This window comes from Pseudotabrizicola algicola (genome assembly GCF_010915705.1).
Taxonomy (GTDB): domain Bacteria; phylum Pseudomonadota; class Alphaproteobacteria; order Rhodobacterales; family Rhodobacteraceae; genus Pseudotabrizicola; species Pseudotabrizicola algicola.
Genome location: NZ_JAAIKE010000001.1, coordinates 1,188,689 through 1,208,665, shown reverse-complemented (window position 1 = coordinate 1,208,665; position 19,977 = coordinate 1,188,689). Strand labels below are relative to the sequence as shown.

Annotated in this window: 22 protein-coding genes; 11 read left to right on the top strand and 11 right to left on the bottom strand. The window is 63.7% G+C overall.

Going from position 1 to position 19,977, the window contains the following annotated elements; genetic code table 11:
* Positions 1-81 precede the first annotated feature (81 nt).
* Genes G3572_RS05895 through G3572_RS05865 form a run of 7 tightly spaced genes read left to right on the top strand, consistent with a single transcriptional unit; the run spans position 82 to position 4,979 of the window.
* On the top strand, positions 82-366 hold the full coding sequence (locus G3572_RS05895; protein WP_164609695.1) for an STAS domain-containing protein: 285 nt from the start codon (positions 82-84) through the stop codon (positions 364-366).
* Positions 363-731 (top strand): response regulator, encoded by a 369-nt coding sequence (locus G3572_RS05890; RefSeq protein ID WP_164609694.1) that lies wholly within the window; start codon positions 363-365, stop codon positions 729-731. Before G3572_RS05895 ends, G3572_RS05890 begins: the two co-directional genes overlap by 4 nt.
* 7 nt (positions 732-738) lie before the next feature.
* Complete coding sequence (locus G3572_RS05885) at positions 739-2,835, top strand: chemotaxis protein CheA (protein ID WP_164609693.1); 2,097 nt, start codon at positions 739-741, stop codon at positions 2,833-2,835.
* A gap of 3 nt (positions 2,836-2,838) precedes the next feature.
* Positions 2,839-3,306 carry a chemotaxis protein CheW gene (locus G3572_RS05880; protein WP_164609692.1) on the top strand — a complete coding sequence of 156 codons (468 nt, stop codon included), beginning with the start codon at positions 2,839-2,841 and terminating at the stop codon, positions 3,304-3,306.
* A gap of 1 nt (position 3,307) precedes the next feature.
* The gene (locus tag G3572_RS05875; RefSeq protein ID WP_240335411.1) at positions 3,308-4,156 is read left to right on the top strand and encodes a protein-glutamate O-methyltransferase; all 849 of its coding nucleotides are present in this window, start codon (positions 3,308-3,310) and stop codon (positions 4,154-4,156) included.
* 35 nt (positions 4,157-4,191) lie between these two features.
* Positions 4,192-4,575 (top strand): response regulator, encoded by a 384-nt coding sequence (locus tag G3572_RS05870; protein ID WP_240335410.1) that lies wholly within the window; start codon positions 4,192-4,194, stop codon positions 4,573-4,575.
* Positions 4,575-4,979 (top strand): DUF8776 family protein, encoded by a 405-nt coding sequence (locus G3572_RS05865; RefSeq protein WP_164609690.1) that lies wholly within the window; start codon positions 4,575-4,577, stop codon positions 4,977-4,979. The genes G3572_RS05870 and G3572_RS05865 overlap by 1 nt, the downstream gene beginning before the upstream one ends.
* A 15-nt stretch (positions 4,980-4,994) precedes the next feature.
* Here G3572_RS05865 and G3572_RS05860 read toward each other — a convergent pair whose 3' ends face one another.
* The 4 genes from G3572_RS05860 to G3572_RS05845 all read right to left on the bottom strand — a co-directional run bounded on the left by G3572_RS05860 (position 4,995) and on the right by G3572_RS05845 (position 10,558).
* Positions 4,995-5,516: a chemotaxis protein CheD gene (locus G3572_RS05860; RefSeq protein WP_164609689.1), complete on the bottom strand. Its 522-nt coding sequence runs from the start codon at positions 5,514-5,516 to the stop codon at positions 4,995-4,997.
* Positions 5,513-6,115, bottom strand: a complete 603-nt coding sequence (locus G3572_RS05855) for a CheB methylesterase domain-containing protein (RefSeq protein ID WP_164609688.1) — start codon at positions 6,113-6,115, stop codon at positions 5,513-5,515. Before G3572_RS05855 ends, G3572_RS05860 begins: the two co-directional genes overlap by 4 nt.
* Before the next feature lie 37 nt (positions 6,116-6,152).
* Entirely contained in the window at positions 6,153-9,101 is a 2,949-nt protein-coding gene (locus G3572_RS05850; protein WP_164609687.1) for a methyl-accepting chemotaxis protein, read from the bottom strand.
* Positions 9,102-9,334: 233 nt separating this feature from the next.
* Positions 9,335-10,558 carry an acyl-CoA dehydrogenase gene (locus tag G3572_RS05845; RefSeq protein WP_164609686.1) on the bottom strand — a complete coding sequence of 408 codons (1,224 nt, stop codon included), beginning with the start codon at positions 10,556-10,558 and terminating at the stop codon, positions 9,335-9,337.
* Positions 10,559-10,810: 252 nt separating this feature from the next.
* Here G3572_RS05845 and G3572_RS05840 point away from each other — a divergent pair, with 252 nt between their 5' ends.
* From G3572_RS05840 to G3572_RS05830, 3 genes are all read left to right on the top strand, one after another.
* Complete coding sequence (locus tag G3572_RS05840) at positions 10,811-11,695, top strand: LysR family transcriptional regulator (RefSeq protein WP_164609685.1); 885 nt, start codon at positions 10,811-10,813, stop codon at positions 11,693-11,695.
* A 108-nt stretch (positions 11,696-11,803) separates the two neighbouring features.
* Entirely contained in the window at positions 11,804-12,715 is a 912-nt protein-coding gene (locus G3572_RS05835; RefSeq protein WP_164609684.1) for a ring-cleaving dioxygenase, read from the top strand.
* A complete protein-coding gene (locus G3572_RS05830; protein ID WP_164609683.1) occupies positions 12,712-13,344 on the top strand; it encodes an alpha/beta hydrolase in 633 nt (210 codons plus the stop codon). The genes G3572_RS05835 and G3572_RS05830 overlap by 4 nt, the downstream gene beginning before the upstream one ends.
* 44 nt (positions 13,345-13,388) lie before the next feature.
* On the opposite strand, the gene hemP is transcribed toward G3572_RS05830, so the two are convergent.
* Both hemP and G3572_RS22270 read right to left on the bottom strand, forming a co-directional pair.
* Positions 13,389-13,547: a hemin uptake protein HemP gene (gene hemP, locus G3572_RS05825; protein ID WP_164609682.1), complete on the bottom strand. Its 159-nt coding sequence runs from the start codon at positions 13,545-13,547 to the stop codon at positions 13,389-13,391.
* Complete coding sequence (locus G3572_RS22270) at positions 13,544-13,675, bottom strand: hypothetical protein (protein WP_275897725.1); 132 nt, start codon at positions 13,673-13,675, stop codon at positions 13,544-13,546. The genes hemP and G3572_RS22270 overlap by 4 nt, the downstream gene beginning before the upstream one ends.
* Positions 13,676-13,857: 182 nt before the next feature.
* Between G3572_RS22270 and cysE the strand changes: the two genes are divergently transcribed.
* Positions 13,858-14,676 carry a serine O-acetyltransferase gene (gene cysE, locus G3572_RS05820; protein ID WP_164609681.1) on the top strand — a complete coding sequence of 273 codons (819 nt, stop codon included), beginning with the start codon at positions 13,858-13,860 and terminating at the stop codon, positions 14,674-14,676.
* Positions 14,677-14,790: 114 nt separating this feature from the next.
* Here cysE and G3572_RS05815 read toward each other — a convergent pair whose 3' ends face one another.
* From G3572_RS05815 to G3572_RS05795, 5 genes are all read right to left on the bottom strand, one after another.
* On the bottom strand, positions 14,791-16,107 hold the full coding sequence (locus G3572_RS05815; RefSeq protein ID WP_164609680.1) for a pyruvate dehydrogenase complex dihydrolipoamide acetyltransferase: 1,317 nt from the start codon (positions 16,105-16,107) through the stop codon (positions 14,791-14,793).
* Between the two features lie 12 nt (positions 16,108-16,119).
* A complete protein-coding gene (locus G3572_RS05810; RefSeq protein ID WP_164609679.1) occupies positions 16,120-17,499 on the bottom strand; it encodes a pyruvate dehydrogenase complex E1 component subunit beta in 1,380 nt (459 codons plus the stop codon).
* 15 nt (positions 17,500-17,514) lie between these two features.
* Positions 17,515-18,504 carry a pyruvate dehydrogenase (acetyl-transferring) E1 component subunit alpha gene (gene pdhA, locus G3572_RS05805; RefSeq protein ID WP_164609678.1) on the bottom strand — a complete coding sequence of 330 codons (990 nt, stop codon included), beginning with the start codon at positions 18,502-18,504 and terminating at the stop codon, positions 17,515-17,517.
* Between the two features lie 149 nt (positions 18,505-18,653).
* The gene (locus G3572_RS05800; protein ID WP_164609677.1) at positions 18,654-18,956 is read right to left on the bottom strand and encodes an FtsB family cell division protein; all 303 of its coding nucleotides are present in this window, start codon (positions 18,954-18,956) and stop codon (positions 18,654-18,656) included.
* A 107-nt stretch (positions 18,957-19,063) separates the two neighbouring features.
* Entirely contained in the window at positions 19,064-19,957 is an 894-nt protein-coding gene (locus tag G3572_RS05795; protein WP_164609676.1) for a fructose bisphosphate aldolase, read from the bottom strand.
* Positions 19,958-19,977 lie beyond the last annotated feature (20 nt).

Below are 19,977 nucleotides of genomic sequence, written 5' to 3'. Positions count from 1 at the left end.
CCTTTAGGTTTTAGGCACTACCCATAGATCAGACGGGGGGCAAAACGGCTCTTCTCCGGCGGATCAAGGGGTCTTGAAACGATGCGCACGATTGAACTTGTCGCCAGGGTCACGCCGGATTCGGCGCAGGCCCTGTGGTATGAGCTTGAAAGCCGATTTGACACGGCAGGGTCAAAACCTGCCATCACCGTCGATGCCTCTGCCGTCCGGCATCTGAGCGCGGCCGCCGTGCAGGTTCTGCTGGTGGCTCAAAGGCGCGCCCAACGGGACGGGGGCGCGCTGGTTCTGGCCTCTCCCTCGCCTGACTGTGTCGACTGCTTGCGGGTCATGGGGGCGACCGCGCTGATCGGGGAGGGTGTGGCGTGACCTTGCGGATATTGGCCGTCGACGATTCCCTGACCATGCGCGAAATGCTGCGCCAGACGCTGACCGAAGCCGGGTTCGATGTGGTGCTTGCGATTGACGGGGTCGACGCGCTCGACCGGCTTCCCGATGCCGACCCCGATCTGATCCTCACCGATCTTAACATGCCGAACATGGACGGGTTCGGCCTGATTGATGCGGTGCGCAAGGGCGATCTTGCCACGCGCGTCCCGATCCTTGTTCTTACCACCGAAAGCGCCGCAACGCTGAAAGACCGCGCCCGTGCGGCCGGGGCCACCGGCTGGATCACCAAACCCTTCGACGAGGTGTCTCTGGTCTCCACCATTCGCCGCGTCGCAGCCGTGTGAGGGTGACATGGCAGGGCCGGTTGATCTGAAGGACATCTTCTTTGTCGAGGCGGACGAACTGCTTTCGGCACTGGAAGAAGGATTGCGCGCCATCCAGACCGGCGCGCAAGAGGCTGATACCGTGAACGCCGTTTTCCGCGCGGTTCATTCGATCAAGGGGGGAGCGGGCGCTTTTGACCTCAAGGCGCTGGTCGGCTTTGCGCATCGGTTCGAAACCGTGCTCGATGCGCTGCGCGCAGGCCAGTTGTCACCGGAACCCGCCTTGCTCGGGGCGCTTTTGCATGCCAGCGATCATCTGGCCGATATGATCTCCGCCTCGCGTCGGGGTGGCGCGACCGACCCCGAGGTGGATGAACGGGTGATCGCTGCGCTAGAGGCGCACGCTGGCGGCGGCGGCCAGAAAGAGGAAGAGGCCTTCGTTTTCGAACCGCTCGCCCTCGATGGCCCCTTCGGGATGGATTTCGCGCCGATCCCTGCGTCTCAGGTCCTGCGCCGCGTCACCCTGACTTTTCGGCCCCATGCGGGGGCCTTTGCCTCGGGCCACGATCCGGCCCTGCTCATGCGTGATCTCTGCGGCACGGCGCCCTGCGAGGTGACCCTCGATCCGTCCGCCTTGCCCGATCCGTCAGGTTTCGATCCCGGCCAATCTTACCTGAGCTGGACCGTGGTTCTGCAGACCGAACGAACGGATCGGCAACTGCTTGCCATCTTTGAGTTTATCGAAGGCAGTTGCGATCTTGTCCTGACGGCCGAAGGGCAGGCCCCCGCCGAGGCACCGCCTGCCGCCCCCCCGCGCGCGGCTGCGCAGGTTGCGGCTCCGTTTGCGACGCCATCGCCAACCCCTGTGGCAAAACTGTCCCCGCCCGCAGGCGCGGCTGCGAGTCCGGCCTCGGGGGCGGGGCCGCGTCCCACCATCCGTGTCGATATCGACCGCGTTGATCGCCTGGTCGACATCCTGGGCGAACTCGTGATCCATCAGGCCATGTTGACAGAGGCCATCGAACAATCGCCCGGCTTCGGCTCTGTCGATGTGGATCGCAGTCTGGATCAACTGCGGCAATTGTCGCGCCAGATTCAGGAATCGGTGATGGCCATTCGCGCCCAGCCGGTGAAGCCGCTGTTTGACCGGATGCACCGCATCGTGCGCGAAGCCTCGATGGCCGCAGGCAAGTCGGCTCGGCTGGTGACCGAAGGTGAAGCCACCGAGGTCGACAAGACAATCATCGAACGTCTGGCTGACCCGCTGACCCACATGATCCGCAACGCGGTGGATCATGGCTTGGAAAAGCCCGCGCGCCGCGAAGAAATCGGCAAGCCGAGCGAGGGGGTGATCAAGCTCTCGGCGGCGCATCGCTCGGGCCGCATCGTCATCACGGTGCAGGATGACGGTGCGGGTATCGACCGGGAAAAGGTCCGCCAGATCGCGGTCGACAAGGGTCTTGTGGCCGCAAACGCAGACCTCAGCCCGCAGGAAATCGATGCGCTGCTGTTTTTGCCCGGTTTTTCGACAGCGTCGGAGATTTCGGCCCTGTCGGGGCGCGGGGTCGGCATGGATGTGGTCCGGTCCGAGATTGCGGGCCTTGGCGGGCGGGTGGGAATCGCTTCGGTGCGGGGTCAAGGCACCAGCCTGACCGTCAGCCTGCCGCTGACGCTGGCGGTGCTGGACGGGATGGTGTTCGAAGCGGCGGGCCAGACCTTGGTGCTGCCCGTGTCCACCATCATCGAAACCCTCCGTCCGGATCCGGGAATGCGTCACAGCCTCGGCCAAACAGATTCGGTGCTCGACGTGCGCGGCCGGTGTCTGCCTTTGGTGGATGTCGGCATGGCACTGGGCTTTCGCCGTAGCCTCAAGCCCGGCGAAGGGGAGATTGTGGTGGTGGTCGAACGCGGCGATGATGGCGCCATCGCCCTGATGGTGGACGGCATTCGAGATCAGCGACAAGTCGTCATCAAGGGGCTCGAGGCGAATTACGGCCAAATCGCCGGTATTGCTGCCGCCACCGTTCTCGGGGACGGCTCCATCGCGCTGATCCTCGACCCCACCGATCTTGCGGTCACCGGCCCCGTCGCTTCCCGTCCTGTTCCCCCTCTCGCTGCGGAGTAAGTCATGCGCGCTTCTGGCTTTGTCACCGATCCTGATATCCGGGAACTTGTCGCTTTCCGCACCGCGGGACAGGATTTCTGCATAGACATCCTTTCGGTGCGGGAAATCCGGGGGTGGAGCCGTCCGGCCCTTCTGCCGCACGCGCCCACCTATGTGCAGGGTGTGATCAACCTGCGCGGTGCGGTGGTGCCGATCCTCGATCTTGCGCGGCGCCTGGGCCTCGAACCGATTGAAAACACCGACCGCAATGTTATCATCGTCGCGGCGATCCAAAATCGCATCGTCGGCCTTTTGGTAGAGGCCGTGACCGACATTCTGACGGTTCCCGCATCCGATGTGCAACCCACCCCCGATCTGGCGTCGGAAACCACCCGCACCATGCTGCGCGGTGTGGTCGTGCAGGACAGCCGGCTGATCCGGCTGCTCGATGTGGCGCAGCTTTTGCCCCAGGATGCAGAGGCGGCGGCGTGACATGGCGGCGCCTGCTCCCGCGCATCAGCCGGAGGTGCCATTGGATGACCGCGAGTTTTCGCGCATAGCCGCTCTGGTTCACAATCTGGCCGGGATCGTTCTGGCCGAGGCAAAGCGCCCGCTGGTGCATTCGCGGCTGATCAAACGGCTGCGCGCGCTTAACCTGCCCGATTTTGCCTCTTATGTTGATTTGCTGGCGACGCAGGGAAATGAAGCCGAGCGGCTGGAACTCGTTTCGGCGGTCACCACCAATGTGACCTCCTTTTTCCGCGAACAGCATCATTTCGAATTTCTCGGCAAGCGCGCGCTGCCCCCCCTGATCGCCAGGGCCCAGGGCGGGGCGCGGGTGCGGCTTTGGTCGGCAGGCTGCTCGAGCGGGGAAGAGCCCTATAGCATGGCCGCGACCTTGCTTGCCCTCTGCCCGGATGCGCATCGTCATGACATCCGGATCCTTGCAACGGATATCGACCGTGGGATGATCGAAAAGGCCCGCCGTGCGGTCTATGCACCCGATGCTGCTGCTGGCCTCGCACCGGAGGCCGCGCGCCGGCTCTTTGGTGACCTGAAGCCGGGCGGCGCGTTGCAGATACTGGAGGCGATCACCCGGCTCGTCACCTGCAATGCGCTGAACCTGCAGGACAATTGGCCGATGAAAGGGCCGTTTGATGTGATCTTCTGCCGCAATGTGGTGATCTATTTCGACAAGCAGACACAGGAACGCCTTTGGCAGCGCTTTGCCGCTCTGCTGCCGCCCGGGGGGTACCTGATGATCGGCCATTCGGAACGGGTCACCGGCCCGGCGCTCGGCCTGTTCACCACGGATGGCATGACGACTTACCGACGCCGCTGAACTGCGGCGTAACCAACATAGACGAGGGGGCTGAAATGAAGCGCGAAGACCTGAAAATCATGGTGGTAGATGACACGGCCGTCAGCCGCGGCCTGATCACCCAAGCACTCGACTGGATGCAGGTCGAAGGCTATCGCACCTGCGCCGACGGGGAAGAAGCCTTGCGCTCCTTGGTTCAAAAGCCGGTGCATCTGGTGATTTCCGATTATCACATGCCCGGACTCGACGGCCTCGGCTTGCTCGAAGGCATCCGCAGAACCAGGGGGATCGAACGGATGGGCTTCATTCTGGTGACGGGGCGGGCCGATGCGACCATCGTGGCCCGGGGCCGCGCGCTGGGAATGAACAATATGATCACCAAACCCTTTACCCGCGAAGGCATGCGCGATTGTATCGAACGGGTTGTCGGGCCGATCTGATGGAAGAGCCACAGCGGAGCGGCGGGGCAGCTGACCATCATGGCGCAGCCAATGGCTCCGTGCTGAGCGCGCGCAGCACGGTGCTGCGCAGCGCAGAGCATCTGGTGCACATTGCCGAGGGCCTGCGGCAGATCGAAGGCGCAATCGTCGCGCGGGATCAGGCGCAGGGGAACGAAAGCAAGGCGGACCAGCCGTCGTTGAGACAGCGCCTTCAGGGGCTCGACCTGATGATGCAGGAGTTGACGGGATTGTCCGAAATCCTCGCGGCTGTGGCACAGCGTCTGCCCGACCAGCCCGATCCGGAGCTTGAGCCGCTTTTGGATTTGCCACGGCTCGAAAGCCTGTCGCGGGTACTGCGGGCGGCAGCGCCGCAGGACGCTGCCCCTGCCATTGTGCTGTTCTGAGGCTCGCGTAGCGGATCAGAACAGCACCACCTCGCCGCGCGGCGGCGGCAGCTTTCGCGGGATCTCCCTGACCTCGGTCACGGGCAGTTTCATTTGCTGCACTTGTCCCGAGACGGGCCATACCCGGATCTTGCGGCCGTGATCCCCCCCAAGGCTGCCGCCAAGGTATCGAATACCTTCCCGGCGCAAAAAATCTTCCGCAAAGCGGGCATTGGATGCGCCAATATCGGTCAGGCCCGGCACCATGCGTCCGCCGCCAAACAGCTTCGCTTCTAGCCTGTCGCGCCGCGCGCCCGCCTGAATCAATGTGTTGATCAGCAGTTCCATCACATTCAGCCCGTATTTCATGGCGTTTCTGTCGCTGGGGTCATTTCCGGGCAACAGAAAATGGTTCAACCCGCCAACTCCTGCCACCGGATCGCGCATGAAGGCCGCCACGCAAGAGCCCAAAATCGTCGTCAGCACGTCATTGGGATCGGATGAAACCTGATATTCACCTTGAATGACCATCCTCAGCCGCTCCGTGTTTTTTATCATGGGCCTTGCCTGTGTTGTCTCTGAGGTGGTTGTGCGGCAGCTTTGAGCAAAGCGGCGGCTATCGCGCCGAGGGGCAGGATCTGGTCCGCCGCTCCGAGGTCGCGTGCCGCCCGCGGCATGCCGTAGACGACGGCGCTGGCCTCATCCTGTGCAATAGTATAGCCTCCTGCGGTCCGGATGCGCAAAAGCCCCTCGGCCCCGTCGCGGCCCATCCCCGTCAAAAGCGCGGCGACCGGGGGGGGTGTCAATGCTGCGGCCGAAAGGAACAAAGGGTCAACCGCCGGACGATGCCCATGCATCAGCGGCCCCTCCTTGAGCCGAAGGGTCACCGGGGGATGCGGGCTCAGCATCAGGTGCAGATCGCCCGCAGGGGCAACCTGCACGCGGCCCGGCCTTACAAGGTCACGGTCCTTGGCCAGAACAACCTCTGCCGGGCAGCTGCGGTTCAGCCCGTCGACAAAGCTGTCAACGAAGGCGGGGCGCATGTGTTGCACGATGATCGTGGGCGGACAATCGCGGGGGAAGGCGGCCAGCAGGATGTGCAGCGCCTCGACCCCGCCGGTCGACGCGCCAATCACGATGACGCGGCCGCCGGCCATGTCCTTGACGGGGGCGGAAGGCGGCGCAAAGGGCATTTCAGGCGGCACAAGAGGGCCTCTGGTTCACATTGACTTGGTTGAACGTGAAGCCTGACAAAAGATGGGACAGCTTATCAGCCTCTTGCTTGAGAAGGGTGCTTGCTGCGGTGGACTGTTCCACCATGACCGCGTTCTGCTGGGTCACCTTGTCAAGCACGGCAACACCTGCGTTGATTTCGGCCAGAGAGCTTGATTGGTCTTGGGCTGCCCGTGCGATCTCTTGCATGATGCCACTGATCGCGGCCACGTCCGAAACGATCGCTTCGACCGCACGACCGCTTTGGCCGACAAGCTCTGCCCCTGTGCTGACCTCCAGCTCGGAGTGGGAAATCAGTTGCTTGATCTCCTTGGCGGCGTCAGAAGACCGCTGCGCAAGCGCCCGAACCTCGGCGGCAACCACGGCAAAACCCCGTCCGGCATCCCCGGCGCGCGCGGCTTCCACCCCGGCGTTCAAGGCGAGCAGGTTGGTCTGAAATGCAATGTCATCGATGACCGAAATGATCTTCGATATCTGATGCGACGACTGCTCGATCGCGGTCATTGCCTCGATGGCCTGCCGCACGACGCCGCCGTTGTTGCACGCCTCGTCATGGGCGGATCGGACCTTGCCCCCGGCCTTGAGCGTGCTTTCCGTGGCTGAGCGCACATTGGACGTGAGCGTATCGAGCGCAGCCGCGGTCTGCTCCAGCGTGGCCGCCTGGCTTTCGGTGCGGCGGGACAGATCGGCGGCAGCAGTAGCGATGCTGTCTGCGCTGCCCAGGATAGAAGCGGTGACCTGCGCCACGCGCGCCAAGGTGTCTGACAGGCTTTGCGCGGCCTGATTGCAGTTGATGCGCAGCGCCTCGTAATCGGGGGGGAAGGGGGTGTCGATCTGCGCTGACAGGTCCCCCTCGGCCAAGGCGTCAAGCGCGGCGCGCAGCGAATCGACAACCTGCTGCTGCTCGACGGCCCGTGCCTGCAGGCTGCGTTCCGTCGCGCTGCGGAAAGTGGTTTCCGCGGTCTGGTCGGTGCAGATGGCGACCACATGCTGCGCCTCGCCCCGGCGATTGCGGATGACATTCATGTTGCAGATCACGAAACGGTCGCTCCCGTCGCGCGCGATGCGGTGGTGCAATTCGCTCAAATGTCCGGCGGCAAGCGCGCGGGCCAGCGTTGCATCTGCTTCCGCTTTGCCAGCCTTGAACAAGATGCCGATGTGCTGGCCCAAAAGCGCAGGTTCATCATAGAGATAGACGGCCTTGGCCATCGCGTTCAGCTTCGTTATGCGCCCGTCGAGGCCGATTTCGAACACGACCTGCGCTGCATTGACGGCAGCAAGAATGGCGTTGTTGCGGCGTTCTTCGCTGACATTTTCCCAAACGACGACATAGCCCGCGCGGCTGCCATCATCATCGTCGACGGCGCTGATCGACAGGGCAAACACCTGATCTCCGATCTGGATGTCGGATTCCATCTGGGCATTCGCGGGGTTTGTCATTTTCGCGGTATTTGCGCGGTGGTCGACATGAAAGACCGAAATGTTGCGCCCCACCAGATGGTCAGGGTCCAGATCGGGAAAGCGGGCCCGCATTTCCGGCAGGTTGCGGCGAAACAGTTCGATCAGGGCCGCGTTGACATAGAGCAGCTTGCCATCCGCGTCCGACATCATCATCGCCGTGCTGGTGGTTGCAAAGGCCTTGCCCTTGAACAGCATCTCGACCCGGTTGGCGTCGGCATCGGCCTGTTCGTCGCGAAGCGCCTCCAGTCCGCGGGCCAAGGCGCCCACCTCATCGCGGCGCGCTGTATAGCCGATGGTGGCCGGTTCGCGCGCGAGCATGGCGATCGTTGCCCGCGTCAGCTGGGCCAGCGGACGGGCAACCCATCGGCCCATCGCATAGCCGATGCCAAGCGCGGCAAGGCCCAGTGCGGCCAAAGCCAGCAATGTGCGCCGAACTTCCTTGTCGACCGGGGCCGAGATACGGGATTCATCCTGTTCGGTCACGATGGCCCAGCCAAGGTCTGGCTCTGTCACCGGCTGGAAAGCGGCAAGAATGGGCTGGCCGCTGCTGCTTCTGGCATCCCGCAGCGCTCCGGTTTCGCCGCGCTGGGCAGCGACCACCTGCGCGGTCTGTATCGGCTCGCGCCCCGAGATAACCCTGTCTGCCTGACGTGTCCAGTAATAGCCGTTGGTGCCGAGCAAGGTAAAGGCATAGGTTTCGCTGCCCGTGCCATCGTCGCTGACAAGTCTGGTCAGCAGATCAATCGGAATCTGGATGGCCAGAACCCCTATCTTGCGACCCGTCGCATCCTCGACGCCGTAAGCCAGAAAGCTGGCCGGATTGTCTTTGGAATAGACGTAGGGGGCGAAGTCTTCAAAAACCATCGCCGCCGGTTCCGCTGCAATGGCGCGGCGAAAGGCGGCACCCAGCGGTGTCTGTGCCAGATCACCGGTCACCGCATTCTGACCCAGATCCGGCTCTTTCGTGACGGTGTAGACAAGCGTGCCCTCGGCATCGAAGAGGAAGACGTCGTAGAAGTCATGCTCGCGCCGCATGGTCCGGAAGAAATCATGCACTTTGGCATGGGTCAGCCCGTAGGCGCTGCGGTCGGCCGAATAGTCGAACGTGTCGCGGGCGGTGCCGATTTCGCGGTTCGGGTCGACATAGGTGCGTTGGAGGAAGCCCGTCGCCTCTGCGCCCTGGGCGCGCAGGATGACCGAAAGCTGCTGGATGCTGTCCCTTGTGAGTTTCGTGCCGGCGGCAGAGCGCAGCGTTGTCTCCGTGCTGTCGAACCACGTCGAGACGCGGTGCGCGGAACGTGCGGTGGCGGCCTGCATCGCCTCTATCGCCTGCGCCATAAGGGCGCTGCGCATGTTGCCCAGCACGATGGTGGCGTAGCCGCCCAGCAAGACCAGAAGCGAGAGCACGAAAACCGCTGGCAAGAGAAGGGTAAGGCTTGTTCGTTTCATCGTCACGCTCCGTCCCGCTGAAGGCGGGGCCTGACAGACCGCGCCCTATCCTTCGGGCCAGCATGCGCGACGCGCTCCTAAACTTCTCCTAATGTCAAAACTTCTAGCAATTTTCCGGTGCGGCCGGACCCTTACCTGAATGTGGGGCAAGGCGAGGGCCCCGCACCGCGGGGAGGGGGGCAGGGCCTGCCCCCACCCCCACAAGCTGGCCGCCCCGCAGGCACTTGATCGGCCTAGAAAAACGCCTGCAGACCAGTGATGGCGCGGCCGAGGATCAAGGCATGCACATCATGCGTGCCTTCATAGGTGTTGACCGTTTCAAGGTTCACCATGTGGCGCATGATCTGGTAGTCTTCCTGAATGCCGTTACCGCCATGCATGTCCCGCGCCATGCGGGCGGCCTCGAGCGCCTTGCCGCAATTGTTGCGTTTGATGATGGAAATCATCTCGGGCGCGGCATTGGCCTGATCGAGCAGGCGACCCACCTGCAGGGCGCCTTGGAGGCCAAGGCTGATGTCGGTCATCATGTTGGCAAGCTTGAGCTGGAAAAGCTGCGTCTGTGCCAGCGGCTTGCCAAACTGCTTGCGGTCAAGCCCGTATTGCCGCGCCGCATGCAGGCAGAATTCGGCCGAGCCCATCACCCCCCATGCAATGCCGTAGCGGGCGCGGTTCAGACAACCGAAGGGGCCTTTGAGCCCTTCGACATTCGGCAGGAGCGCATCTTCCCCGACCTCGACATCCTTGAGCACGATCTCTCCGGTGATCGAGGCGCGCAGGGAAAGCTTGCCGCCGATCTTGGGAGCGGACAGCCCCTTGGTGCCCTTGTCGAGGACGAAACCCTTGATCTTACCACCGTGCGCTTCGGATTTGGCCCAGACCACGAAAACATCGGCGATCGGCGCGTTGGAAATCCACATCTTCGCGCCGTTGAGCACATAGCCGCCAGCGGTTTTTCGGGCCACGGTCTTCATGCCCGCGGGGTCAGAGCCCGCATCGGGCTCGGTCAGCCCGAAACAGCCGATCCATTCGCCCGAGGCCAGTCTGGGCAGATACTTCTGGCGCTGCGCCTCTGTGCCATAGGCATAGATCGGATACATCACGAGGCTGGATTGCACGCTCATCATGCTGCGATAGCCCGAATCCACCCGCTCCACCTCCCGCGCGACGAGACCGTAGGCGACATAAGAGGCGCCAAGCCCGCCATAAGCCTCGGGGATGGTGACGCCCAAGAGTCCCATCTCGCCCATTTCGCGGAAGATCGCCGGATCGGTGGATTCCTCGCGATAGGCGGCGATCACGCGCGGCTGCAGCTTTTCCTGCGCATAGCTGCGCGCGGCATCGCGCAACATGCGCTCTTCCTCGGTCAACTGGTCATTCAGCCGGAACGGGTCTTCCCAATCGAAGCGGCCCAGATCGGGGGCGTCTTTGGCTTTCAGGGCGGGTGCATCAAGGCTCATGGTCATTCTCCGGTTCTGGTCTGCGCGGGCGGCTGGAACGAGGCCATCATTCCTGCAAGACATGATCGCACAGTCTTGCAGGAAGGCGCGGCCTGCTGCAACGCTCCCGGGGGGCGCTGCCCCCGGACCCCCGGAGTATTTGTGAAAGCAGCAATGGCAAGCAGACACAGCGGGCCGGGGGCCGCGCCCTTCATTGCGCAGATTGGCGCGCAATGCTATCGAAAGCAAATCACCGGTTCATGAGGAAAATGCATGATTGGCCCGCGGCGCCTCTTGCCATCGATGCCTGCCCTGCTGGCGCTGGAGGCGGTGGACAGGCTGGGGACGGTTTCGGCGGCGGCGGCCGAGATGTCGCTGACCCAAGGTGCGGTGAGCCGGGCGCTGAAGGGGCTGGAGGGGCAGCTCGGTGTGGTGCTGTTTGTGCGCGAGCGGCAGCGGCTGCGCCTGACCCCGGCGGCGCAGGATTATGTGCGGCAGGTGCGCGCCAGCCTGACGGCGATTTCGCAGGCCTCGCTGCGGCTGCGGGCCAATCCGGGGGGCGGGGGTCTGTCGCTGGCGATCTTGCCGGCCTTCGGGGTGCAGTGGCTGGCACCGCGCTTGCCTGCCTTTGCGCAGGCGCATCCGGGGGTGACGGTGAACCTGTCGACCCGGCTGCGTCCCTTTGACTTTGCTGCCGAGGGGTTTGATGCGGCGATCCATTTCGGCAGGCCCGACTGGCCCGGGGCAGAGCATCTGTTGCTGCTGGAGGAAGAGGTGTTGCCGGTGTGTGCGCCGGACCTGCTGCCGAGGCCGCTGGGGGCGGTCGAGGAGGTGCTGGCGATGCCGCTGTTGCAGCTTGAAAGCCGCCCCGGCGCGTGGGGGCGCTATCTGGCGCAGCAATCGGTGCCGGGGCAACGTCCGGTCGGGATGCTGTTTGACCAGTTCGCCACCATGACGCAGGCGGCCATTCACGGGCTCGGGGTTGCCCTGTTGCCTCTGTTCCTGATCGAAGAGCCGCTGCGGCAGGGCACATTGGTGGCGGCATGGCCGGCGCGCGGGCGCGGTCTGGGCAGCTATTACCTTGTCTGGCCGCGCGATGTGCCGCCTCGGCCGCCCCTGATCGCGTTTCGGGACTGGATTGCGGCGCAGGTTGCCTGAAATCCTGTGCAAAGCTGCACAACTCCCCTCTGCATCTGCGGCTTATCTGCAAGGTGTTTTGGCCTATCTTTGCTAAAACGCCTCCGGTCGGGGGCAGAGGAGGACAAGATGAACAGCATTTCCGGCATCCACCATGTGACCGCCATTTCCGGCGCACCGCAGCCCAATGTCGATTTTGTCACCGGGGTTCTGGGGCAGAAACTGGTGAAGAAGACCGTGAACTTCGATGATCCCGGCACCTACCATCTCTATTACGGGGATGCTGCGGGCAGTCCGGGCACGATCCTGACCTTCTTTCCCTTTGCCGATGCGGGGCCGGGGCGGGCCGGGCCGGGCATGGCCTCGGCCTATGCCTATGCGATCCCGGCCGCTGATTTCGACCGTATCACCGATGATCTTGCGGTGCGCGGCCTGACGACCGCCGGGGCAGGGCAGCGCTTTGGCGAGCGGTTCGTCACCTTGCGTGACCCCGATGGCGCGCCGGTGGAGCTGGTGGAAAGCGCCGAGGCCCGTGACGGGCATGGCTTTCATTCGGTGACGCTGTGGGAGCGTGACCCGGAGCGGACCATCCGCCTGCTGACCGATGTCTTCGGCTATGAACATGCGGGGACCGAGCAGGACGGCGCGACCGAGCGTCAGCGCCTGATCGCGCCGGGGGCCGAGCGGGCGCGGATCCTTGATGTGATCCGCGTTGCGGGCGCGCAGCCGGGGCGGCAGGGGGCGGGCACCATCCATCACATCGCCTTTCGCACCAAGGATGACGCAGAGCAGCTCGAGTGGATGGAGCGGTTGGCGAGCGCAGGCCATCGCACCACGCCTGTGACGGATCGGCAGTATTTCAACGCGATCTACTTCCGCGAGCCGGGGGGCGTGCTGTTCGAGATTGCCACCGATCCGCCGGGGTTCGCGGTCGATGAACCGGTGCAAAGCCTTGGCCAGTCGCTCAAGCTTCCGCCGCGTTATGAACCGCTGCGCGCGCGGATCGAGCGGGTGCTGCCGCCGCTGCGGGTTCGGGCATGATCGCGCGCCTGCCAAAGGGGGCGACCAAAGGTATGGTCATGCTGCACGGGCGGGGCGGCTCTGCTGCCGACATTCTGTCCTTGCTCGATCATGCCGGCTTGCCACAGGTGGCGGCTGTCGCCCCCGAGGCGGCGGGAAGCAGCTGGTGGCCCAGCAGTTTCCTTGCCCCTGCCGCGCAGATGGAGCCCTTTGTGCAGCAGGGGCTGGCGCAGGTGGCGCAAGGGATTTCGGCGCTGGAACAGGCGGGCATTCCCCGCGCCGCCATCTGGCTTTGCGGTTTCAGTCAGGGCGCCTGTCTGGCGCTCGAGGCCTTTGCCCGGCAGGGCGAGGGTCTGGCCGGTGTCTTCGCCCTGTCGGGGGGGCTGGTCGGCACGGATGACCTGCCCGGCAGCGACGCTGCACTTTACGGCCATGCCGACAAGCGCCTGACTTACAGCGCCAGACTGACAGGACAGGCGTGGATCTCGGTTCACGCGCGCGATCCGCACATCCCGCTGAAGCGGGCGGAAGACTCGGCGGCGGTGCTGCGGGCGATGGGCGCAGCGGTGCAGTTGCAGGTCTATCCGGGGGCGGGCCATGCGGTGATGCGCGAGGATATCGCCGCGCTGCGGCAGGCCCTGAACCTCTGATCCCGGGCCGGCGCCGTGCCGAAGAGGGGCCTGGCGGCCCCTTTTCATTTGGTCAGGATCAACTTGCCCTGACGGGTGATGCGCAGGGAATAGACCATGCCATTCAACAAGATACGTGCCTCCCGCCCGCCTTCGGTCAGCGCGGTGGCATCGTGCAGCGGAATGGCTTCGGTCAATTGGGCCGCAGGGGTCAGGGCGTTCATTTGCGGCCCTCCATCCGGTCCAGCATGGCGGCAAGCAGATCATTCGGCAGCATTCCGGCAAGGGATTGGCGCAGCAATTCGCAGACATCCGCCGCAACAGGCGCGGTGCGAAGAGCGGAAGGTTTCATGGCAGAGGCATCCTTCGGACTGGGGTGATCATCTTGGCTGGCCCGTCCGGACTGGCTGTGATAATACCTTACAAAAATACTTTGAAATGTAAAGCCATCTCCGCCCCCTTTTTTCAACATGGCTGTTGAAGCCGGACGCAACCTGCTACATTTGCCATTCAGAGCAACAGAGGATCACCCCAATGGCAGAGCGCAAACTCAAACTGTCGCCCCTCGATCCGGTCTGGACCCGCGTCTGTGACGAGGCCGAAGCGGCAATCAAGGAAGACCCGCTGCTGGGCGGGCTGATCCATTCATCGCTGCTGCACCATGCGACGATGGAACAGGCTTTGGCCTACCGCTTTTCCTTCAAGCTCGCCTCTGCCGAGATGGGTGAGCAGATCTTGCGCGAAATCGCCGATCAGGCCTATCGCGATGATCCCGACCTCGGGGCGGCAGCGCGCGCCGATCTGATGGCGGTCTTCGACCGCGATCCGGCCTGCCACCGCTATCTGCAGCCGCTCTTGTTCTTCAAGGGCTATCAGGCGGTGCAGGCCTATCGCATCGGTCATTGGCTCTGGAACCTCGGGCGCAAGGACCTTGCCTATTTCGTGCAAATGCGGGTGAGCGAGGTGTTCGGCGTCGACATCCATCCTGCGGCGAAGATCGGCCGCGGCATCATGATAGACCATGCCCATTCCATCGTGATCGGTGAGACGGCAGTGGTCGGCGACAATGTGTCGATGCTGCATTCGGTCACGCTGGGCGGCACGGGCAAGGAAGATGGCGACCGTCACCCGAAGATCGGCGACGGTGTGCTGATCGGTGCAGGGGCCAAGGTTCTGGGCAACATCCGCATCGGCCATTGCAGCCGGATCGCGGCAGGCTCTGTCGTTTTGCAGGATATTCCCTGCAACAAGACGGTGGCCGGTGTGCCGGCCAAGATCGTCGGCGAGGCTGGGTGCTCGCAACCCGCGGTGTCGATGGATCACAAGCTGTCAGGCTGCATGGATTGTGACTGAACGGACGGGGCCGCAAAGGCGCGGCCCGTCACCGCCCGCCTGAACCACGGGCCCGGATTGAAAAAAGCCCCCTGATCCGTCGATCAGGGGGCTTTTCCATCGGTTTCGCCGTGCTCAGGCCAGCATGGTCATCGGATTTTCCAAGGCCTCGATCACCGCCTTGAGGAAGGCAGCACCCAACGCGCCATCAATCACACGGTGATCGACAGACAGGGTCATCGACATCACGGTTGCAACACCGATGGTGCCATCGGCTTTGACAACCGGCTTCTTGATGCCAGCGCCGACCGCCAGAATGGACCCGTGCGGCGGGTTGATGACGGCGTCGAAATTCTCGATCCCCATCATCCCGAGGTTGGAGATGGCAAAGCTGCCGCCCTGATATTCGTGCGGGGCCAGCTTCTTGGTCTTGGCGCGTCCGGCCAGATCCTTCATCTCGGCCGACAGCGCCGACAGCGACTTCTTGTCGGCATCGCGCAGAACAGGCGTGAACAGCCCGCCTTCCACCGCCACGGCCACCGCCACATCCGAAGGCTTCAGCTTCAGGATCCGGTCACCGGCCCAGACCGCATTGCAATCCGGAACGGCTTGCAGCGCCTGTGCGCAGGCCTTGATGATGAAGTCGTTTACCGACAGCTTCACGCCGCGCCCTTCGAGCGACTTGTTAAGCGTCTCGCGGAATGCCATCAGCGCATCAAGCTCGACGTCCCGCCGCAGGTAGAAGTGCGGAATGGTCTGCTTGGCCTCGGTCAGGCGGGCGGCAATGGTGCGGCGCATGCCATCGAGCGGCACCTCGGTGAAGTCGCGGTCGGCATACATCTTCAGCACGGTTTCTGCCGAAGGGCCGCTGGCCATCGCTGGCTTTGCAGGCGCCGCCGCAGGTGCGGGGGCCGCAGCGGGGGCAGGGGCTGCGGGTGCGGCCGCTTTGGGGGCCGCCCGCGCGCCTTCCACATCGGCGCGCACGATACGGCCATGCGGGCCAGAGCCCTTGACTGCGCTCAGGTCCAGTCCCTTTTCCTTGGCAATGCGCCGGGCAAGCGGCGAGGCAAACACACGCGCCCCCGCAGCCGGAGCGGCCTTGGCCGGCTCGGCGCTCGCTGGCGCGTCGCTTTTCGCCGGTGTCGCAGCGGCCTTTGCCGGGGCAGTCTTCGCCGATGAGGGAGCGGCAGCGACGGAAGAGGCATCCTCTCCCTCTTCCAGCAGCACCGCGATGGCGGTGTTCACCTTCACCCCTGCGGTGCCTTCGGCGATCAGGATCTTGCCGATGGTGCCTTCATCCACCGCCTCGAACTCCATCGTCGCCTTGTCGGTTTCGATCTCGGCCAGGATCTGGCCCGATTTCACCTTGTCGCCCTCTTTGACCAGCCATTTGGCCAGGGTGCCCTCTTCCATCGTGGGCGACAGCGCGGGCATCAGAATTTCGGTTGCCATGATGCGCCCTCCTCAGCGGTAGCAGACGGATTTCACCGCGGCGGTGATTTCCGCCGGAGTGATCAGCGCGAACTTTTCAAGGTTCGCGGCATAGGGCATCGGCACGTCCTTGCCGGTGCAGGTGATCACGGGCGCATCCAGATAATCGAAGGCGCGCTGCATGATCGTGCTGGCCAGATGGTCACCGATGGACCCGACGGGGAAGCCTTCCTCCACGGTGACGCAGCGGTTGGTCTTCTGCACCGAGGCCAGAACTGTATCGTAATCGATCGGGCGCAGGGTGCGCAGGTTGATGACTTCGGCGCTGATCCCGTCCTTGGCCAGTTCCTCTGCCGAGGCGAGCGCATGCGCCACCCCGATGCCGAAGCTGACCAGCGTCACATCCGTGCCCTCGCGCATGACCGAGGCCTTGCCGAAGGGAATGGTGAAATCCGGATCGGTCGGCACTTCGAAGCTGCGGCCATAGAGGATTTCGTTTTCAAGGAAGATCACCGGATTCGGATCGCGGATCGCCGCTTTCAGCAGACCTTTGGCATCCGCCGCCGAATAGGGCATGCAGACCTTCAGCCCCGGAATGGCGGCATACCATGCCGCATAGTCCTGGCTGTGCTGCGCGCCCACGCGGGCGGCGGCGCCGTTCGGGCCACGGAACACCATCGGGCTGCCCATCTGGCCGCCCGACATGTAAAGGGTCTTGGCTGCAGAGTTGATGATGTGGTCGATCGCCTGCATGGCGAAGTTGAAGGTCATGAACTCGACAATCGGGCGCAGCCCGCCCCAGCTTGCCCCCACCGCGATGCCCGCAAAGCCGTGTTCGGTGATCGGCGTGTCGACCACGCGCTTGGCTCCGAATTCATCCAGCAAGCCTTGGGAGATCTTGTAGGCCCCCTGATACTCGCCCACCTCTTCCCCCATCAGGAAGACGTTGGGATCGCGGCGCATCTCTTCGGCCATCGCTTCGCGCAGGGCCTCGCGCACCGTCATGGTCTTGGTCGGGCCTTCGGGCAGGTCGGCATGGGGCCAGCCCTTTGCGGCGACAACGGGGGCAGGGGCGGGGGCCGCAGCCTGCGCGGAGACCGACGCCGGGGCCTCTGCCGCCGCCATCACGGCCTCGGCCACTTTGGGGGCGGGTGTGTCGCTGACGCTTTCGCCGTCTTCGACCAGCACCGCAATCGGCGTGTTCACCTTCACGCCCGCCGTGCCTTCGGCGATCAGCAGCTTGCCGATGATCCCCTCATCCACCGCCTCGAATTCCATCGTGGCCTTGTCGGTTTCGATCTCGGCCAAAATTTGACCCGATTTCACCGCATCGCCTTCCTTCACCAGCCACTTGGCCAGCGTTCCCTCTTCCATCGTGGGCGACAGTGCGGGCATCAATACTTCGGTTGCCATGTCTTCGGTCCCCCCTCAGGCGTAGATATCGGTCCAGAGTTCCTCGACCGGAGGCTCTGGGCTGTCTTTGGAAAACTCGGCCGATTCGTTGACCTGTGCCTTGATTTCCTTGTCGATGGCTTTCAGGTCGTCGTCGCTGGCAAGGCCGCCTTGCAACAGCAGATCGCGCACATGCTCGATGGCGTCCTTCTCGCTGCGCATCTTCTCCACTTCCTCGCGGGTGCGATACTTCGCCGGGTCCGACATCGAGTGGCCGCGATAGCGATAGGTCATCATTTCAAGGATATAGGGGCCCTCGCCCGCGCGGCAGGCGGCAACGGCCTTTTCACCCGCAGCTTTCACGGCCAGAACGTCCATGCCGTCCACCGCTTCGCCCTTGATGCCATAGGCAGCCCCGCGTTCCCAGAGGGAAGGCGACTTGGTGGAGCGCTTCACCGATGTGCCCATCGCATAGCCGTTGTTTTCGATCACGAAAATCACGGGCAGGTTCCACAGCTGCGCCATGTTGTAGGTCTCATAGACCTGACCCTGGTTCGCCGCGCCATCGCCGAAATAGGTGAAGGTCACGTTGTCATTGCCAAGATACTTGTCGGCAAAGGCAAGTCCTGCTCCCAGCGGCACCTGCGCGCCCACGATGCCGTGACCGCCGTAGAAGTGCTTTTCCTTGGAGAACATGTGCATCGAGCCGCCTTTCCCCTTGGAATAGCCGCCGATGCGTCCGGTCAGTTCCGCCATCACGCCCTTGGGGTCCATGCCGCAGGCCAGCATGTGACCATGGTCACGATAGCTTGTTACCCGCTTGTCACCCTCTTTGGCCGCCGCCTCGAGGCCCACAACCACCGCTTCCTGCCCGATGTAGAGGTGGCAGAACCCGCCGATCAGGCCCATGCCGTAAAGCTGGCCCGCCTTTTCCTCGAACCGGCGGATCAAAAGCATCTCGCGGTAGTACTTCAGCAACTCGTCCTTCGAGGCATTGGGCCTCTCGGCTGGTTTCTTGGCGGCCATATGCGGCATCCTCCCGTCAGTGGCATGAATAGTTCAGTATTAAACTATCCATAGCGCATCGGGTTTTATTGGGCAAAACAAAAAGTGCCGCAACGTCCTGCATGGCACCCATGCAGAAACGGCAGGTCTGGCAAGGCAGAAGCGCAGGTTTAGCGGATCACGATCTCGTCGGGGCGCACATAACCCAGAACGTCGCGCACCCGCTCGTCCAGCAGATCAATGTCCAGATAACGGTCAGACAGGCGCGCGGTCAGGTTGCTGATCCGGGCCAGATCCTCGTACAGCCGGTCGCGCTCGATGCGCAGCGCCTCGGCCTCGGCGCGGATCTGCACCTGCCGGAACACGCCATAATCGCCCTGCACGGCGGCAAAAGTGAAATAGGCGCCCAGCATGAACGCAAGGATCAGATAGAGAATTCCGCCCACCGGAAGGCGGTTGCCTTGTGCCGTCATCGCTCTGCCCCTTATGGCCGGTTGATCCGGCCTTTGGGGAATCATCGCACATCTGATTCGGATAGGGAATCCCCCTTGCGGGGGAGTCCGATCACGTTTGGCTGTGCTCAGCCCGCGACAGAGGCGGCGTGGATGCTGTCGATCGCCTGCGCCAGCGTCGCATCAAACTCGGCATCCGACTGCTGGGCCGAGAGCCCCTCGCTCAGCGCGCGGCTGAAGCTGGCGATGATCCCGCGGTTGCGCGCCAGAATGGCATTGGCCGCCTCGCGGCTATGCCCGCCCGACAGGGCCACCACCTTGAGCACGCGCGGATGATCGACCAGCGGGGCATAGAAATTGTCCACCGTCGGCAGCGACAGTTTCAGCATCACCTGACGGTCGGCGGGCAGCGCGTCCAGATGGCGCAGGATTTCCGCCATCAGCATCGCCTCGGCCTCTGCCTTGTCGGCGATCGAGATGGTCACCTCGGGCTCCAGAATCGGCATCAGCCCCGCCGCTGCCACCTGTTCGCCCACGGCAAATTGCTGGGCCACGATGGCGGCAATCCCCTTGGCATTGGCGGCGCTGACCACCGAGCGTTCCTTGGTGCCGAAGATGCCAAGGCCCTTGGCCCGCGCCAGCAGCGCATCAAGGCCCGGCATCGGCTTCATCAGCTGCACGCCATCGGCCTCGGCCTCCAAGCCCTTGTCGATCTTGAGAAAGGGCACCACGCCGCGCTGTTCCCAAAGGAACTGCGCGGTGGGAATCCCGTCAATGTCACGGTCCATCGTCTGTTCGAACAGGATGGCCCCCACCACCTTGTCGCCGGTGAAGGCGGGCGACTTGATGATCCGCGACCGCATGGCGTGGATCAGGTCGAACATCTCTGTCTCGCCCGAATAGGCATCCTCGGCCACGCCATATTGGCGCAGCGCCTTGGGCGTCGATCCGCCCGACTGGTCCAGCGCCGCGATAAAGCCATTCCCTTTGCCGATCTGCTCGGCCGCTTGCGCGAAATCCATTCCGACTATCCTTATAAAAC

Bases quoted from the DNA above. Each gene is read 5' to 3' on its own strand.
- G3572_RS05860 (WP_164609689.1), bottom strand. From the start codon at position 5,516: ATGATAAAAAACACGGAGCGGCTGAGGATGGTCATTCAAGGTGAATAT.
- G3572_RS05835 (WP_164609684.1), top strand. From the start codon at position 11,804: ATGAACAGCATTTCCGGCATCCACCATGTGACCGCCATTTCCGGCGCA.
- G3572_RS05870 (WP_240335410.1), top strand. From the start codon at position 4,192: ATGAAGCGCGAAGACCTGAAAATCATGGTGGTAGATGACACGGCCGTC.
- G3572_RS05875 (WP_240335411.1), top strand. From the start codon at position 3,308: ATGGCGGCGCCTGCTCCCGCGCATCAGCCGGAGGTGCCATTGGATGAC.
- G3572_RS05885 (WP_164609693.1), top strand. From the start codon at position 739: ATGGCAGGGCCGGTTGATCTGAAGGACATCTTCTTTGTCGAGGCGGAC.
- G3572_RS05815 (WP_164609680.1), bottom strand. From the start codon at position 16,107: ATGGCAACCGAAATTCTGATGCCCGCGCTGTCGCCCACGATGGAAGAG.
- pdhA (WP_164609678.1), bottom strand. From the start codon at position 18,504: ATGGCCGCCAAGAAACCAGCCGAGAGGCCCAATGCCTCGAAGGACGAG.
- G3572_RS05840 (WP_164609685.1), top strand. From the start codon at position 10,811: ATGATTGGCCCGCGGCGCCTCTTGCCATCGATGCCTGCCCTGCTGGCG.
- G3572_RS05795 (WP_164609676.1), bottom strand. From the start codon at position 19,957: ATGGATTTCGCGCAAGCGGCCGAGCAGATCGGCAAAGGGAATGGCTTT.
- G3572_RS05850 (WP_164609687.1), bottom strand. From the start codon at position 9,101: ATGAAACGAACAAGCCTTACCCTTCTCTTGCCAGCGGTTTTCGTGCTC.
- G3572_RS05845 (WP_164609686.1), bottom strand. From the start codon at position 10,558: ATGAGCCTTGATGCACCCGCCCTGAAAGCCAAAGACGCCCCCGATCTG.
- G3572_RS05865 (WP_164609690.1), top strand. From the start codon at position 4,575: ATGGAAGAGCCACAGCGGAGCGGCGGGGCAGCTGACCATCATGGCGCA.
- G3572_RS05800 (WP_164609677.1), bottom strand. From the start codon at position 18,956: ATGACGGCACAAGGCAACCGCCTTCCGGTGGGCGGAATTCTCTATCTG.
- G3572_RS22270 (WP_275897725.1), bottom strand. From the start codon at position 13,675: ATGAAACCTTCCGCTCTTCGCACCGCGCCTGTTGCGGCGGATGTCTGC.
- G3572_RS05810 (WP_164609679.1), bottom strand. From the start codon at position 17,499: ATGGCAACCGAAGTATTGATGCCCGCACTGTCGCCCACGATGGAAGAG.
- cysE (WP_164609681.1), top strand. From the start codon at position 13,858: ATGGCAGAGCGCAAACTCAAACTGTCGCCCCTCGATCCGGTCTGGACC.
- G3572_RS05880 (WP_164609692.1), top strand. From the start codon at position 2,839: ATGCGCGCTTCTGGCTTTGTCACCGATCCTGATATCCGGGAACTTGTC.
- G3572_RS05855 (WP_164609688.1), bottom strand. From the start codon at position 6,115: ATGGCCGGCGGCCGCGTCATCGTGATTGGCGCGTCGACCGGCGGGGTC.
- hemP (WP_164609682.1), bottom strand. From the start codon at position 13,547: ATGAACGCCCTGACCCCTGCGGCCCAATTGACCGAAGCCATTCCGCTG.
- G3572_RS05830 (WP_164609683.1), top strand. From the start codon at position 12,712: ATGATCGCGCGCCTGCCAAAGGGGGCGACCAAAGGTATGGTCATGCTG.
- G3572_RS05895 (WP_164609695.1), top strand. From the start codon at position 82: ATGCGCACGATTGAACTTGTCGCCAGGGTCACGCCGGATTCGGCGCAG.